Annotated in this window: 13 protein-coding genes; all 13 read right to left on the bottom strand. The window is 33.6% G+C overall.

Annotated features, from left to right (window positions below; all coding sequences use genetic code 11):
* Positions 1–157: 157 nt before the first annotated feature.
* The 13 genes from JG776_RS08070 to JG776_RS08130 all read right to left on the bottom strand — a co-directional run bounded on the left by JG776_RS08070 (position 158) and on the right by JG776_RS08130 (position 15,822).
* Positions 158–724, bottom strand: a complete 567-nt coding sequence (locus JG776_RS08070; protein WP_291966424.1) for a class I SAM-dependent methyltransferase — start codon at positions 722–724, stop codon at positions 158–160.
* A gap of 18 nt (positions 725–742) precedes the next feature.
* Positions 743–2,023, bottom strand: a complete 1,281-nt coding sequence (locus JG776_RS08075) for a bifunctional diguanylate cyclase/phosphodiesterase (RefSeq protein WP_291966426.1) — start codon at positions 2,021–2,023, stop codon at positions 743–745.
* Positions 2,024–2,191: 168 nt separating this feature from the next.
* Positions 2,192–3,892: a methyl-accepting chemotaxis protein gene (locus JG776_RS08080; protein WP_291966428.1), complete on the bottom strand. Its 1,701-nt coding sequence runs from the start codon at positions 3,890–3,892 to the stop codon at positions 2,192–2,194.
* Between the two features lie 558 nt (positions 3,893–4,450).
* Positions 4,451–5,641, bottom strand: coding sequence for a [FeFe] hydrogenase H-cluster maturation GTPase HydF (hydF, locus tag JG776_RS08085; RefSeq protein ID WP_291966430.1), 1,191 nt, complete (start codon positions 5,639–5,641; stop codon positions 4,451–4,453).
* Between the two features lie 10 nt (positions 5,642–5,651).
* Positions 5,652–7,067, bottom strand: coding sequence for a [FeFe] hydrogenase H-cluster radical SAM maturase HydG (hydG, locus tag JG776_RS08090; RefSeq protein ID WP_291966432.1), 1,416 nt, complete (start codon positions 7,065–7,067; stop codon positions 5,652–5,654).
* An 11-nt stretch (positions 7,068–7,078) separates the two neighbouring features.
* Complete coding sequence (gene hydE / locus JG776_RS08095) at positions 7,079–8,110, bottom strand: [FeFe] hydrogenase H-cluster radical SAM maturase HydE (protein WP_291966434.1); 1,032 nt, start codon at positions 8,108–8,110, stop codon at positions 7,079–7,081.
* A gap of 8 nt (positions 8,111–8,118) precedes the next feature.
* A complete protein-coding gene (locus JG776_RS08100; RefSeq protein WP_291966436.1) occupies positions 8,119–8,364 on the bottom strand; it encodes a TM1266 family iron-only hydrogenase system putative regulator in 246 nt (81 codons plus the stop codon).
* Between the two features lie 212 nt (positions 8,365–8,576).
* Positions 8,577–10,313 (bottom strand): NADH-dependent [FeFe] hydrogenase, group A6, encoded by a 1,737-nt coding sequence (locus JG776_RS08105; protein ID WP_291966438.1) that lies wholly within the window; start codon positions 10,311–10,313, stop codon positions 8,577–8,579.
* Between the two features lie 15 nt (positions 10,314–10,328).
* Entirely contained in the window at positions 10,329–12,122 is a 1,794-nt protein-coding gene (gene nuoF, locus JG776_RS08110) for an NADH-quinone oxidoreductase subunit NuoF (protein WP_291966440.1), read from the bottom strand.
* A gap of 14 nt (positions 12,123–12,136) precedes the next feature.
* A complete protein-coding gene (locus tag JG776_RS08115) occupies positions 12,137–12,538 on the bottom strand; it encodes a (2Fe-2S) ferredoxin domain-containing protein (RefSeq protein WP_273963610.1) in 402 nt (133 codons plus the stop codon).
* The gene (locus JG776_RS08120) at positions 12,538–13,086 is read right to left on the bottom strand and encodes an ATP-binding protein (protein WP_291966446.1); all 549 of its coding nucleotides are present in this window, start codon (positions 13,084–13,086) and stop codon (positions 12,538–12,540) included. The genes JG776_RS08115 and JG776_RS08120 overlap by 1 nt, the downstream gene beginning before the upstream one ends.
* A 9-nt stretch (positions 13,087–13,095) precedes the next feature.
* Positions 13,096–13,599 (bottom strand): NADH-quinone oxidoreductase subunit NuoE, encoded by a 504-nt coding sequence (nuoE, locus tag JG776_RS08125; protein ID WP_027307864.1) that lies wholly within the window; start codon positions 13,597–13,599, stop codon positions 13,096–13,098.
* 699 nt (positions 13,600–14,298) lie between these two features.
* Positions 14,299–15,822, bottom strand: a complete 1,524-nt coding sequence (locus JG776_RS08130) for an HD domain-containing phosphohydrolase (protein WP_291966449.1) — start codon at positions 15,820–15,822, stop codon at positions 14,299–14,301.
* Positions 15,823–16,159: the final 337 nt, after the last annotated feature.

Below are 16,159 nucleotides of genomic sequence, written 5' to 3' on the forward strand. Positions count from 1 at the left end.
GATGGCATCGCGAGGGTAGGACTTTTCAAACAAAGAAAAGCTTAGAATTGATTAGCGAAATGAACGAATGCCCAAGAAATCCTTCATAGGGCTAATCAAAATATACCTTTTTCAACAGCCTGAGCATTAACCACTTAAGGTTAATGCTCTATAAAATTTACTTCTCAAATATCAATCCATAATGGTGTTCAGATACATCGATTTCTGAAATAAACTTCAATCCTTCTTCCTCAAACCACTTTATAACATTTTCTTGAGATATTCTATGGTTAGCTGGTGGTCCGTAATTTGTTTCTATCTTCCTCCACTCTATTACAAAAACCCTACCGCCAATTTTTAATATTCTTTTTATCTCGTTAATATACCTACTTTTATCTTGTATTTCGTGCAAAACATTTGACAGCATAACATAATCAGAAATACTATTTCCCACAGGAAAAGAATACTCTTCGCACCTTTTATACTCTATGTTTTCTATACCTGAAGACCTTTCCTTTGCAAGCTCTAACATTTCATCTAAAATATCAAGTCCTATAACCTTACCCTTTGCCAAGATTTTTGCTGCAGGTATTGTAAAATAACCTATACCACATCCTATGTCTAAAAATATTCCTTCTCCATTTTGTTTTAGTCCAAACTTCTCTAACGTCTTAAATGGTGGCATATATTTTCTTCTTGTAGGATTATCAAGTTTTGCAGCATTCATAGGGTTAAATTTGTGCATATTATTCACCCCTTACTTCTAATTTTTAAGTAGCATATCTCCTAATTTGTCTATAGGAAGTGCCTTTGCTATATAATAGCCCTGTATCTTATCGCATCCTAAATCTCTTAATACCTCAAACTGTTCTTTAGTCTCTACTCCCTCTGCCACAACCTCATAGTTAAAATAGTGGCATACCTCAATAAACTTTTTAGCTAAATAATAGTATTTTTCTTCAATTAATATTTTATCTATAAACATTTTATCAAGTTTTACCTCATCAAAGGGGAAAATCATAAGGTTTCTAATAGATGAATATCCTGAACCAAAATCATCAAAGGATACCTTAATTCCTTTTTGTTTTGCATACTTTACACTCTCTATTATCTCTAATCTATTAGATAAAAGTGCTGTCTCTGTAATTTCGATCTTAATATATTCTGTTGAAACACCATTTTGTTTTAAAACATTTAATAATCTTTCAATATATTGATGAGATAATGTTTCAGCAGAAACATTTAAACTAAGTTGTATCTTTATTCCCTTATCTAAAATTGACTTTAAATCCTTAACTGCCCTTCTTAATACAAATTCATCCAAGTCCCTTATATAACCAGCCTCTTCAATTATCGGTATGAACTTTGCTGGTGATACAGGGCCTAATATACTACTATTCCACCTAACCAATGACTCTATGTCTGTTATTTTATTTTCCTTTGTAGAGTAAATAGGCTGATAATAGGCACATATTTCATTTTGCTTCATTGCATTATACACATTATTAACAACCTTTGTTTTTTCAACTATTCTCTCCTCAAGTTCCTTTGTAAACTTTATAATAAGGGACTTTGATATATTTTTTGCCTCGTGTAGTGCAATGTCTGCCTTTCTAACAGCCTCTAAGACAGCTTCATTTTTAAAGGGCTTATATAAACCTGCACTTAATGAGACTGATACCTTTATGTTATTTACATAAATATTACTTTTTATTTCATCTTTAATATCATCAAGTAAATTTAAAGCATATTCTTCATCTACTTTTTCAAAAATAATAACAAAATCATCACCTGAATATCTGTATATATTCCCAATTCCTTGTAATTTAGACTTCATATATTCCGCAAATCTTTTAAGCAATAAATCCCCAAATAAATGACCATAGGTATCATTTATTAGCTTAAAATTATCTATATCAACATATACAATAATATTTTCTTCTTTACATCTTTTATATATAAGGGATGTTCTATTTAAAAGGTTTGTAACACTATCTAAAACGTCTACTGTTTTCATTATTTTTACCTTTTTCCTAAACCCCATATTTGCCTCCATAATTCTCAACAATAATATTTTTAAATCCTCCAAACAATTTAATCTATATAAATTAAAATATAGCATAAAATTACAATTATTTCTATATCATATCATAAATTTTCAAAATTTTTGTAATAAAGAGAGGGGCATACCCTCTCTTTTTAAATTTTAAATTTATATCTTGAAACTGTTAACAACATCCTTAAGCCCATCTGCCAATGCCAATAACTTTTCTGATGCTGACGCAACCTCTTCTGATGATGCTGAAAGCTCCTCTGAGGATGAACTTACCTCCTCAACAACTGATAGATTTTCAGTTGCTATTTGGTTAACAGATTCTATCTTGCTTACTGTTTCATCTTTATATTCTATCATTTCATCTACATACTCTGTTGTTGCGTTTATAAGAGGAGTTATATTTTCAACTGATGATAGTATATCCGTAAATGAGGAAACTGTTGCCTTAATTGATTCCTTTTGGCTATCTATAAACCTTTCAACATTATTTGATGTTTCTAAAACTTCCTTTGTCTCTGTCTGAATCATATTAATTATGTTAACTATTTCATCCGTTGACTTTTTTGATTCCTCTGCAAGCTTTCTAACCTCATCTGCTACAACTGCAAAACCACGTCCTGCTTCACCTGCACGGGATGCCTCAATTGCTGCATTAAGTGCCAATAGATTTGTTTGTTCTGATATTCCCTTTATAACATCTGCAATGCTGCTTATATTATAAACAGAAGCATTTAAAGTATTTAGCTTTTCTGCAACAGTATTAAAGGCAGCTCTTATATCTTCAATTGATAAAATTAACTTATCCATTTCATTCTTTCCAATTGATGCCTTCTGTTCTGTACTTTGTACTTCTTTTTTTACACTGTTTAATTTAACATAAGCCTCATCCATTACATTAGATAATTTTTCAAAGGCAAACATTATTTCATCTATGCTTGTTGATTGTTCCTGTGCACCACTTGCCACCTGCTCAACACTTGATGCAACCTGTTCAGATGATGCAGCCATCTCCTGCGAAACTGCAGTTAAACTATTTGCCTCCTCAAATAGATTTAATGAACTATCTGAAAGCTTTTTAACCATTTCCTTTAGAGTATTCATCATCTTATCAAGGCTATTAAACATATCTCCTACTTCATCACGTCTATCTAATAACTTTTTATCTACTGTAACTTTGAAATTTAAATCTGAAATAGCATTTAGATTTTTATTTAGTTTTTCTATTGGTTTTATTACATTTCTTCTTATAATTAAATAAAAGACAGTGCCCCCAAGTGAAAGAACCAATAGAGATATAGCAATTATTAAAATCATAGGAGTCTTAATTATTCCAAAAACATAACTTTCTGGATAACCTATAAAAATCATACCAATAGCTTTTCCTGTACTATCCTTTATGGGCTTATATATAGTAACATATTTTTTACCTATTACATCTGCAGTTCCCTTATAGCTACTTCCCTCTTTTAATACCTTATCTACTACATTTTGTGCAGCCTTTGTTCCAACCTGCCTCTGATCATCCTTTACAACGGTTGTATTTATTCTGATATCATTTAAAAATATTGTTACATCTGCCTTTGTAATATTCTTTATAGCATCAAGCATTTGATAATCTTCGTTAATAATCTTGTCTCCCTTATAAAGCTTTTCCCCTTCAACCCTCCAATCGCCTGCATACTGCCTATCTAAAAGTTCAACTATAAAATCAGAGTTTGACTCCAGCACATTATTTTGAATAACATTTTTAAACTGAAGGTAAACTATACACATTATTAAAAATACAAGTACAAAGGATAACAAAAAATATGTGGAAATAATCTTTGAACTAATACTTTTTTTCCTAACAGACTGCATAATTTTCCTCCCCTCATTTGACCTTTTCATCTCAAAGTTTTAGTTGGCTTTATTGGTTAATATTTTAACATTTAGTTTAAAATTAACTCTTTAACCAATAACAAAACCTTTATCTTTAATATTTAAAATATCAATTTATGATATATTTTGATAAAATATATCATAATATTACATTTTTCGTAACTTACGATATTGTAACATAACGTTTAAATTCATACAATATATTTTTTACAATTTATAATAAATTTTAACAAATAAGGGATGCTAAATTAGCATCCAAATTTGTTAGCAACACATAAGATAGACTGAATTTAGCAAAGCCCCATGAAAGGATTTTTAAGGCTCTTTCATGAACTTTAGCAATTCTACTTTTCGACTTTGAAAAAGTCCGTAATTCGGCACAGGACGTGCCGAGCCGAGCGGCCATCAGGATGATGGCATCGCGAGGGTAGGACTTTTCAAACAAAGAAAAGCTTAGAATTGATTAGCGAAATGAACGAATGCCCAAGAAATCCTTCATGGGGCTAACTAAATATAACTTTTCAAGTCTAAGGGATGCTAAATTAGCATCCCTGTCACTCTATCAAGTATTCCATTCATATATGCAATTGCTACACCATAGTTAGTAATTGGCACATTCTGCTCCCTTGCCCTTATTATCCTCGTCATCATCTGCTTTCTATTAAACATACACGCACCACAGTGGATTATAAGTTTATACTGAGTTAAATCCTCAGGGAAATCAACTCCTGCATTTACTGTTATATCAAGGTCTGCACCTGTTCTTTGTCTTAACCAGTTTGGAAGCTTTTCACGTCCAATATCCCCCTGAAGTGGATGATGTGTGCACGCCTCTGCAATCAACACCTTATCTCCGTCCTTTAATGTATCAATAGCCTTTGCACCTTCTATTAGTATTTTTAATTCTCCCTTATATCTTGCCATTAAAATTGAGAAGGAGGTTAGAGGTACATCCTTATCTAACATTCTATTTACCTTTTCAAAAACCTGTGAGTCAGTTATAACTAAGTCTGGTTTTCTATTTAATGCACTTAAAATATCAGTTAGTTCACTGTCCTTTACAGTTAGTGCCAGTGCATCATTGTCTAATATATCCCTTATGACCTGCACCTGCGGAAGTATTAGCCTTCCTTTAGGAGCTTGAATATCCTGTGGTGCAACTAAAACAACCAAATCTTTTGGTTTTACTACATCACCTAAAATTGTCTTTCTCTCATAATCCTCTGGTACATACTGTTGTATTGCCTCTTTTAGTTTTCCAATGTTTATTTTAGCCTTTGCACTAACCTTAACAAAGGGTAAATCAAACTCCTTTTTAAGTTCCTCTACGTCTAAATCCTTAACATCTATCTTATTTACAACTCCAATTGTAGGTATCTTTCTTTCCTTTAAAAGAGAATACCATTCCTTCTCCATTGATAAGTCAGTATTTTCTGCACTAAATACAAGTAGTGCAAGGTCTGTTTTATCCAAAACTTCCTTTGTCTTTCTAACTCTTAATTCTCCAACTTCTCCTTCATCATCAATACCAGCTGTGTCTATAATAACAACAGGCCCAATTGGTAGAAGTTCCATAGCTTTATATACAGGGTCTGTTGTTGTTCCTGCATAGTCTGACACGAGAGCTATTTCTTGACCAGTTATTGCATTTATAAGGCTCGATTTTCCAGCATTTCTTCTCCCAAATATTGCAATGTGAAGCCTATTTGCCTTTGGTGTATCTAACATAGTATTCCTCCTAAAATCTTAAATCTCTCTCTCCCTTTTCTATTCTATAGAGCATCTTTATTGCAGCTTCCTTTGCCCTCTCATTAGGAATTGTTTCAAGTTCTCTCTTTATTACTTCCTCTCCTAATATTCTTGCCTCTTCATCACCATAATCAAGTAGAAACTCCTTTAGTGTAATTAGGGCATTTGGCTGACATACATTGTTTATCTGTCCTGTTTTGGCAAGCCTCATAAATCTATCTCCAGTTCTTCCTTCTCTATAACAGGCTGTGCAGTAGCTTGGTATATATCCGCCCCTTAATAGACTCTTTATTATTTCAAGAGGTGAACGATGGTCTCCTACCTCAAATTGAGGTTTTTCATCATCGTGGTGTTCTCCCTTATAATACTCAACATATCCACCAACACCTGTACAAGAACCTGCACTTATTTGTGATATACCAAGTGCTATTACTTCATCCCTAAACTTTGGCTCTTCTCTTGTGGATAGAATCATTCCTGTATAAGGTAGGGAAAGTCTTAATACTGCTACAATCTTCTTAAAATCTTCATCTGATACTAAATAGGGGAACTTATCTAAATCAACCCCCTCTGCCTTTTTTAGCCTTGGGACAGAAACTGTATGAGGGCCTACTCCAAATTTCTCTTCAAGGTGCTGTGCGTGTAGAAGCATTGCAACAGTTTCATACTTGTAGTCATAAAGTCCATATAAAACTCCAAGTCCTACATCATCAATTCCACCCTCCATAGCTCTATCCATTGCCGTTGTATGATAGTCGTAGTTATGTTTTGGGCCCTTTTTATGCATCTTTTCATAGGTTTCTCTATGGTATGTTTCTTGGAAAAGTATATATGTCCCAATTTCTGCTTCCTTTAATTTTCTATAGTTTTCAACGCTTGTTGCAGCAATATTTACATTAATTCTTCTAATACTTCCATTATCAAATTTAATTGAATATATTGTTCTTATACAGTCTAAGATATATTCAATTGGACAGTTTTGAGGGTCTTCTCCAGCCTCAAGGGCAAGTCTTTTATGTCCAAGTGACTCTAAAACCTTAACTTCCTCAATAAGTTCACTCATAGTTAGCTTTTTTCTCTTAAAGTCACAGTTTGAATGCTTATACCCACAATATTCACATTCATTAACACAGTAGTTGCTAACATAAAGTGGTGCAAATAGAACTATTCTTCTTCCGTATATCTTTTCCTTTATCTCCTTTGCCATTTTAAACATCTTGTCTAAAAGCACTTTATCCTTAATGTTTAATAAGACTGCTGCCTCAAATGGAGTAAGTCCCTTTGCTTCCTTTGCCTTCTCTAATATACTTAAAACATATTCTCTATCCTCAGCCTTCTTTTTTGCCTCATCTAACATATTAAAAATTTCATTATCATTTATAAATGTTTGCTTTATAGTTTCCATACTAAAACCTCCTAAATTTTGAGGGCATCGCCCCTACTATCTGAAATTTTAAGTCCTAAACTCAACAGATAGTTTTCTAATTCCTTTCTTTCTTCCCTTATGCTCTTTTCAAACTTTATATCCTTTGGATAAATTTCATATAACCTTCTATACTTATGTGGCTCAACCTTTTGCATTATTACGTTGGCACCCGCAGAGAAGACTTTATCTTTGTATTTTGTATTTAATACTCCAAGTGCAGTTGTTGCAGGAAGATGAGGTCTTTTTAAAAGTATTCTTGTCAGTGCTACAGCCTTTACTGTTAAAAATGCACTTCCAGCCTCATAAGTTCCAAGTGGTGTATCTTTATGGGGTATAAATGGCCCTATTCCTGCCATATCAACATCAAGTTCCTTAAGTAACATAATATCCTTTGCAACTGTTCTTAAGGTTTGACCTGGAAGACCTATCATAAATCCACTTCCAACTTGGTAGCCTAACGTCTTTAAATTTTTTAGACATTCTATTCTGTTTTTGAAACTTGAATGTGGGTGAAGGCTATCGTATAAAGATTCATCTGCTGTTTCGTGCTTCATTAAAAATCTGTCTGCCCCTTTTTCCTTTAGGTATTCGTACTCTTCAAAGCTTCTCTCACCAATGCTTAAAGTAATTGCAACATCTGAATACTCCTTTATCCTCTCTACTATTTCACCTATTATTTCCTTTGTATAGTATAAATCCTCTCCAGACTGAAGCACTAAGCTTCTGTATCCCGCATCTACTGCTTGTTTTGCACATTCTACTATCTCATCCTTTTCCATTCTGTATCTTGGAAGACTTCTGTTACTACAACGTAATCCACAGTAGTGACAGTCAGCTCTACAGTAGCTTGAAAATTCTATTATTCCTCTTATGTGTACTTCATTTCCAAAATACATCTTTTTTACCTCATCTGCAGCCTTAAATAAAACCTCTGCATCCTCTTCATTTAAAGACAGTATCTTCTCCATTTCATCTAATGTAGGTTCGTATCCTTCAACTATCTTGTATATTAATTCCTTCATCCTATCACCTATTTCTTTGTTAATGCTGATTTTACACTTACACTCTTTACTTTTCCAAGCTTACCTGTCATTGCACTAATCTCATCTGTCGTTCCATCCACAATTAGTGAAATGACAGATACGCCTCTATCTCTATAGGGTATTCCCATTCTTCCCACTACTAAACTATTAAATTCGTGTAGGATTGAATTAACATCCTCTGCCCTTTCTAAATCCTCAACTACAATTGCAACAACTCCAAGCCTTTTTTCCATTTTAAATTCCTCCTTCTAAAGTAAAAATGCCCTCCAGCAAAAGCTGGAAGGCATAAAATGGCCATACTTAGTCTATCTATATCCTTCCCCTCTTGCTCAGAATACTCCTTGCAATCAGGTTCTATATATTCATCCCCCAAAACAGTAGAACCACTTTGGCGGATACCTTACTATTATTTTATCACACTAATGTAATTTACACAATATAGCAATTAGAATCTATCTCTCTTTACATAATGTGTATGAAGTAGTTCGTGTGCCTTATGGCTATTTGGCTTTCCTAAGAACTCTTCATATAGTCTTATGATGTATGGGTTCTTATGTGACTTTCTTATTGGCATATCCTTATCTTCATCATAAATAGCCTTTGCTCTTTCTGCCTTAACATCTATACAAGCTTGAGTTCTTGAGTCTACTATTGGTTGTCCTCCACCTGTTACACATCCACCTGGACAAGCCATAACTTCTATAAAGTCATAGTGCTTTTCTCCACTCTTTACAAGTTCCATAAGCTCTCTTGCATTAGCAAGTCCGTGGGCAACAGCCGCTCTTATAGTCTTTCCGTTTGGTAGAGTAAGTTCAGCTTCTTTAATTCCTGTAGTTCCTCTTACTTGTACATAGTCTATTGATTCTAAGTCTTGTCCTGAAAGTAGGTCATATACTGTTCTTAGAGCTGCTTCCATAACTCCACCTGTAGTACCGAATATAACAGCTGCACCTGTTGATTCTCCAAGCGGATTATCAAATTCTTCATCTGGAAGCTTTGTAAAATCTATTCCTGCTTCCTTAATCATTTGAGCAAGTTCTCTTGTAGTTAATACATAATCTACGTCTTGTAGATTTTCATTTGAAAGTTCTTCTCTTTGTCCTTCGAACTTCTTAGCAACACAAGGCATTATTGAAACAACCACTACATTCTTCTTGTCAACACCAAGCTTTTCAGCAAGGTAGTGCTTTATTAATGCACCCTCCATTTCGTGAGGTGACTTACAAGTTGAAAGGTTTTCTATAAGTTCTGGATAGAAGTGTTCTACGAACTTAACCCATCCAGGACAGCAGCTTGTCATTAGTGGAAGGTTTTCTCCCTTTTCAAGTCTTGAGAGAAGTTCTGTTCCTTCCTCCATTATTGTAAGGTCTGCCGCAAAGTCTGTATCAAATACCTTGTCAAATCCAAGTCTTCTTAATGCCGCTGCCATCTTTCCTGTAACTCTTGTACCAATTGGCATTCCAAACTCTTCACCAAGTGCAACTCTTACAGCTGGTGCAGTTTGAACAACAACAAACTTATCAGGATCAGCAAGTGCCTTCCATACGTCCTTAATGTTTTCCTTTTCAGTTAGTGCACCAACTGGACAAGCCATTATACATTGTCCACAGTTTACACATACTGTTTCAGCTATGTCTCTATCAAGTGCAGTTGATACTCTTGTGTTAAATCCTCTTCTTGAAAAATCTATTGCACCTACAGTTTGTACATTTTTACAAGTATTTATACATCTTCCACAAAGAACACACTTTTCTTGGTCTCTTACAAGTGATGGTGATGAATTATCTATTTCGTAGCTTAGTCTTTCACCCTCAAATCTTATATCTCTTATGTTTAGTTCCTTTGAAAGTGTTTGAAGTTCACAATTTTCACTTCTATTACAAGAAGTACATTCTCTCTTGTGGTTTGAAAGTAGAAGCTCAACAACTGTCTTTCTTGCTTCTCTTACCTTTTGAGTATTTGTCTTAACTTCCATTCCATTTTCACAAGGCAGTGTACATGATGCTATAAGTCTTGGTCCAACTTCAACAACGCAAACTCTACAGCTTGATGTATGGCTAACACCCTTTAAATAGCAAAGACTTGGAATATTTATGCCCACTTTTCTTGCCGCTTCAATTACAGTAGTCCCCTTTGGTACTTCTACTTCTATTCCATCTATAGTTAACTTTACCATTTCCATAGTTCCTTGTACCTCCTATTTCTTAACTATTGCCTTGAATGGACACTTATCTAAGCAAGCACCACACTTAATACACTTATCTTGATCAATCTTAAATGGGCTCTTTACTTGTCCTGAAATTGCATTAACTGGACATTGTCTTGCACATAGGCTACATCCCTTACATTTTTCTTCAATGATTGTGTATTGAAGTAGTGCTTGACATACTCCAGCTGGACACTTCTTGTCCACAACGTGTGCAACATATTCATCTCTAAAGTGCTTAAGTGTTGATAATACTGGATTTGGTGCAGTTTGTCCAAGACCACATAGTGAAGCAGCCTTTATTTGCTTTCCTAATTCTTCAAGCTTATCAAGGTCTTCTAAGGTACCCTTTCCTTCAACTATTCTATCTAATATTTCAAGCATTCTCTTAGTACCTATTCTACAAGGAGTACACTTACCACAGGACTCATCTCTTGTGAAGTCAAGGTAGAATCTTGCAACGTCAACCATACAAGTATCTTCATCCATTACAATCATACCACCTGAACCCATCATTGAGCCAAGTGCAGTTAAGGTATCGTACTCAATTGGAGTATCTAAGTGTTCTGCTGTTAAACATCCACCTGATGGTCCTCCTGTTTGAACAGCCTTGAACTTCTTTCCGTTTGGAATTCCTCCACCTATTTCATATATAACTTCTCTTAGAGTTATACCCATTGGAACTTCAACAAGTCCAGTATTTGTAATCTTTCCTCCAAGTGCAAAAACCTTAGTTCCTTTGCTCTTTTCTGTTCCTTTTGAAGCAAACCATTCTCCACCTCTTACTATAATTTGAGGGATATTTGCATAAGTTTCAACGTTATTAATTAATGTTGGCTTTTCCCAAAGTCCTGATTGTGCTGGGAATGGTGGCTTTGGATTTGGCATACCACGTCTACCTTCTATTGAGTTCATAAGTGCAGTTTCTTCACCACATACGAAGGCACCAGCACCAAGTCTTATTTCTATATCAAAGCTAAAGTCTGTTCCAAATATATTCTTTCCAAGTAGTCCATATTCTCTTGCTTGATTTATAGCCACCTTAAGTCTTTGAACTGCTATTGGATACTCTGCTCTTACATAGATGTATCCTTGATTTGCACCAATTGCATATCCTGCAATTGTCATAGCCTCTAATACTGAATGTGGGTCTCCTTCAAGTATTGATCTATCCATAAAGGCACCTGGGTCTCCTTCATCTGCATTACATACAACATACTTTTGATCTGCCTTTGACTTTGCAGTAAACTCCCATTTAAGTCCAGTTGGGAAACCACCGCCGCCTCTACCTCTTAAACCAGATTTTTTAACTTCTTCAATTACTTGTTCTGGAGTCATTGTAGTTAACACCTTTGCAAGTGCCTTGTATCCATCAAAGGCGATATATTCATCTATGTTTTCTGGGTCAATAACACCACAGTTTCTAAGTGCTATTCTTTCTTGCTTTTTATAGAATCCTGTTTCATTTAGGGACTTTATTCTTCCCTCATCTACTGTTTCTGTATATAGAAGTCTTGTAACTGGTCTACCTTTAACAAGGTGCTCTGCTACTATCTCCTCTACATCTTCAACCTTTACTCTTGAATAAAAGGCTCCTTCTGGATAAACAATAACTACAGGACCTAATTCACAAAGACCAAAACATCCTGTTCTTACTATTTCTATTTCATTTTCTATATTGTGTTTTTTAACTTCTTCTTTAAACTTTTCTAAAATCTTCATTGAATCTGATGATGTACAGCCTGTACCACCACAAACTAAAACCTGTGAACGATAGAAAGCCATGCTTTTCCCTCCAATCACTCTTTTTCTACCTTATAGTCGTTTAATATCTTTCCTTGGATAACGTGCATTGTATATTCTTCAACAACATTTCCATCCTTAATGTGTTCTCTTACTATTCTTCTTGCCTTTTCTGCATCCATCTTTACATAAGTAACCTTTTCTTCACCTGGTTTTATAACCTCAACGATTGGTTCCATCTTGCATAGACCTATGCATCCTGTTTGAGCAACTACTACATCTGTAAGTCCTAACTTTTCAACCTCTTCCATAATAGCAAGTAGAACAGGTCTTGCACCTGCAGCAATACCACAAGTTGCCATACCAACAACTATTCTTGTTGTTGTTCTATCCTTTCTTTGGTTAACCTTATCAAGGGTTCTTTTTCTAATTTCTTCTAATTCTTGTATAGTTTTCATTAGAAGGCACCTCCACTAATTTCTTTTAAATTTTCCTTAATAAAATCCTTTATCCACAAAAGTACCTCTGGAGTATTAATTTCATCACTGCCAAGTATCTTTTTTATCTCTCTTGAATCAAGTACAAACTTTTTATCATTGTAAATATGCTCATATACTAAATCTATACTTGGATTCAATAAAACAGTTACTACAGTTTCCTCAATTTTCCCAAGTGGTGGCCTGTCTATATTTGAGTGTTCCATTGTAGCCACAACTTCTGTACCTACATTTACCTTTGAGTAAACCTTAAGACTCCCGTTACACCTTAAGCAGGTGCTTTCAAATAAAGAAAGCCCTAATCCCACTCTTCTTGTAGTTCTTGATGTTACAAATGGGTCAGTTATGTTTTTTAGCATTTCTTCGTCTATACCCTTACCATTGTCCTTTATTTTTATAGTAAAGGTATTTTTAAAAACATCCTCTACAATATAAAGTTCAATAAGAGTTGCATCCGCACTAATTGAATTCTCAATTATATCCATTATATGAAGCGAAAGCTCCCTCATAATATCGCCTTATTTGTCTTGATATTCTTTTAATATGTTTGGAATATCATCTGGAGTAATTCTTCCATATACCTTTTCACCTATAACCATTACAGGTGCAAGTCCACAAGCTCCAAGACATCTTGTAGCTTCAAGTGTAAACTTTCCATCCTCTGTTGTTTTACCAACTTCTACGTTTAGTTCCTTGCTTAATCTATCAATTAGACCTTGTGCTCCCTTTACGTAGCAAGCTGTTCCAAGACATACTCTTATTATGTGTTCTCCCTTTGGTTCAAGTGAGAAATATGAATAGAAGGAAGCTACACCAAATATTTCAGCCATTGGAATATCAAGTTCCTTTGAAACTATCTTTAATATGTCCTCTGGAAGATAGCCGTATGTATCCTGTATTTCGTGTAGTACTGGAATAAGGCCACCTTTTACTGTCTTGTGTTCTTCGATAACCTTCATTACCTTTTCTAATCTTTCATCAACATGATTTCCGCCACAGCAGCAGCAATTTTGTTGATTCATCAAATTCACACCCCTTGCTTGTTATTTTTATGGCATTTTTTATTATATATTATTGGTTAATGAATATAATCATTAACCAATAATAGACTTTCTTTTTATAATTTTCAAACAATTTAATTATAAACTATAAAAGAGTCCAATTCAATGTTATTAAATGTAAATAAAAATTGGATTGTTACAATTTTAACAAAGTTGACATAATTTTTAAACAATTTGACTAAAGTAATATATCACATATTAATTAGTATTTCAATGGTTGTTACAATAAATTTAAAATAGATAATTCTGTTATATATCAGCTTTATGGTAAAAACCTCTTAAAATGCTGTTTCAAAAACACGAAACTAAATGTTTTTATGTGCTGTTATATTTTTAGATATTGAAATACAAGAATCAGCCCCATGAAGGATTTATTGGAATTCGTTCATTTCGCTAATCAAATCTAAGCTTTTCTTTGTTTGAAAAGTCCTACCCTCGCGATGCCCTCGTCCTGAGGGCCGCTCGGCTCGGCACGTCCTGTGCCGAGTTACGGACATTTTCAAAGTCGAAAAGCTAAGATTTGCTAAAGCTCATGAAAGATCCAAAACATCCTTTCATGGGGCTTTTCCAAATTTCAGATAACAAGTATGTTCCTCAACAATTTCAAAAAATGATATATTAATTATCAACTTTTTCAAAAACTTCAACAAGTACCTTTTTCTAAAAACTCATTGCAACTTCAATTATATTTATAAACACCTCAACTACCTTTGGATCAAACTGTTTGCCTGCCTCCTGCTTTATTATTCCAACAGCCTTATCCATTGACATTCCTTTTCTATAGGGCCTATCAGTAATCATAGCATCAAAGCTGTCTGCAACCGCAAGTATTCTGGCACCAAGCGGTATCTCCTCTCCAAACTTCTCCTTAGGATAACCCGAAAAACCTTCCTTTGCCTCATCGTATCTTTCGTGGTGGTATCTAATTAAAGGAGCTACATCCTGTAGTATGTTTAGGGAGGATACTATTTCATAACCATATATAGGATGTTTGGACATTATACTCCATTCTTCCTGGGTTAAAGGCCCATTTTTATTTAATATTTCGGTTGGCACCAAAACCTTACCAATATCGTGTAAAAGGCCTGCTGTATATATTGTTTTTACCTGATTTTCAGGAAGATTCATCTCCCTTGCTATAAGTATTGCATACTCTGCAACCCTATTTGAGTGGCCCTCGGTGTAACTGTCCTTTAGCTGAACAATCTTTAGAAAACTTTTTAATACCTCAACCTGCTGTTCTTCTAACTTTTTTCTATTTTTCTCCTCAATAAGTTCATTTACCATTTGCTTTTTAGCAATCCTTTTTTGAGATAGCTTTATTTCTACATTATACAACGCCTTTTCTATATCCGTTTGTTCATTTAATGTTAGGTTATAGAAGGTGAAGGCTATTTTTTCTTTTAGAACTTTATTTTGTTCTGCTACATATCTGGTTAGTTTAGATATTCTATCCTTTACTTCCTTCTCTTCTTTTTTTATGAATATGACTAAAAATTCATCTCCACCATATCTTACACAAATAGAATCTTCACCTAAAAATCTATCAACCAATGCAGATAGAGTCCTTATTCTGTTATCTCCTTCTTCTACTCCATATTTTGAGTTATATGCCTGCATCTCGTCAATATCAATAAGCATTAAGGATATAGGATATACTCTATTTCTAAACATTTTTATTTTGTTTAGAATTTCAGGTAGCTTTTCTCTTTTATAGAACTGTGTAAGTTTATCGTATATATTCTCATATTCAAACCATTTTACATTTTGCGTTATTATTTTAATATTAGAGAACATCCTAAATACCATTAAAGAAAAAATTAGAACATACACGCCTGTATAATCTAAATTTAAATTAAAATTATTATGCAACTTTATATAGGAAATAACAAAGATTAATAACAAAATACTATACAACCATACAAAATAGACTTCTAAATTTCTACTTTTAAGAGATGATTTTATGTACGATGTTATGGTATCCTTCATCCCTTTTTTAAGTAGGTGATATACACCAAATATAATACTTAATGCTGTATAGCAATATAAAATATCTGCAAATCCTGTATAAATATTATTTATTTCAGAGCCTACAACAAAATAGATTAAATCCGCAACAAAATAAAATATTAACGAAGCAATAATATACATAACGTGTCTTCTTATTTTTAGTTCTGATGTCATCTTCAACACATTCATAACTATATAGAAGAGCAATATAACATCAAATATCACATAAACAATATCAAAGTATAATTCATTTAATATGTTATTTGAAAAAAACAACAATATAGTATATATGAAAACATAACAAAATATTAATGTATCTATTAATACTGATTTATTGAACTTAAAGAGCATAAAATGCTTATATAGTTTATCAAGTGCTAAAAATACATTTACATAGGCTATAAAATAAAAAATATGATATATATTTGAAGTATAATAAACATCTATTAAATCCCCTATAAGTGAAAAGATTAAAAAAAGCATTAGGTTTAAAAAGTAGGAATTTTTGATT

Source organism: Caloramator sp. (assembly GCF_020054765.1).
Classification (GTDB): domain Bacteria; phylum Bacillota; class Clostridia; order Clostridiales; family Caloramatoraceae; genus Thermobrachium; species Thermobrachium proteoclasticum.

Coding starts and splice junctions, on each gene's coding strand:
- JG776_RS08105 (WP_291966438.1), bottom strand. CDS start 10,313: ATGGAAATGGTAAAGTTAACTATAGATGGAATAGAAGTAGAAGTACCA.
- nuoF (WP_291966440.1), bottom strand. CDS start 12,122: ATGGCTTTCTATCGTTCACAGGTTTTAGTTTGTGGTGGTACAGGCTGT.
- hydF (WP_291966430.1), bottom strand. CDS start 5,641: ATGTTAGATACACCAAAGGCAAATAGGCTTCACATTGCAATATTTGGG.
- JG776_RS08130 (WP_291966449.1), bottom strand. CDS start 15,822: ATGACATCAGAACTAAAAATAAGAAGACACGTTATGTATATTATTGCT.
- hydG (WP_291966432.1), bottom strand. CDS start 7,067: ATGGAAACTATAAAGCAAACATTTATAAATGATAATGAAATTTTTAAT.
- JG776_RS08120 (WP_291966446.1), bottom strand. CDS start 13,086: ATGAGGGAGCTTTCGCTTCATATAATGGATATAATTGAGAATTCAATT.
- JG776_RS08075 (WP_291966426.1), bottom strand. CDS start 2,023: ATGGGGTTTAGGAAAAAGGTAAAAATAATGAAAACAGTAGACGTTTTA.
- hydE (WP_291966434.1), bottom strand. CDS start 8,110: ATGAAGGAATTAATATACAAGATAGTTGAAGGATACGAACCTACATTA.
- JG776_RS08115 (WP_273963610.1), bottom strand. CDS start 12,538: ATGAAAACTATACAAGAATTAGAAGAAATTAGAAAAAGAACCCTTGAT.
- JG776_RS08100 (WP_291966436.1), bottom strand. CDS start 8,364: ATGGAAAAAAGGCTTGGAGTTGTTGCAATTGTAGTTGAGGATTTAGAA.
- JG776_RS08070 (WP_291966424.1), bottom strand. CDS start 724: ATGCACAAATTTAACCCTATGAATGCTGCAAAACTTGATAATCCTACA.
- nuoE (WP_027307864.1), bottom strand. CDS start 13,599: ATGAATCAACAAAATTGCTGCTGCTGTGGCGGAAATCATGTTGATGAA.
- JG776_RS08080 (WP_291966428.1), bottom strand. CDS start 3,892: ATGCAGTCTGTTAGGAAAAAAAGTATTAGTTCAAAGATTATTTCCACA.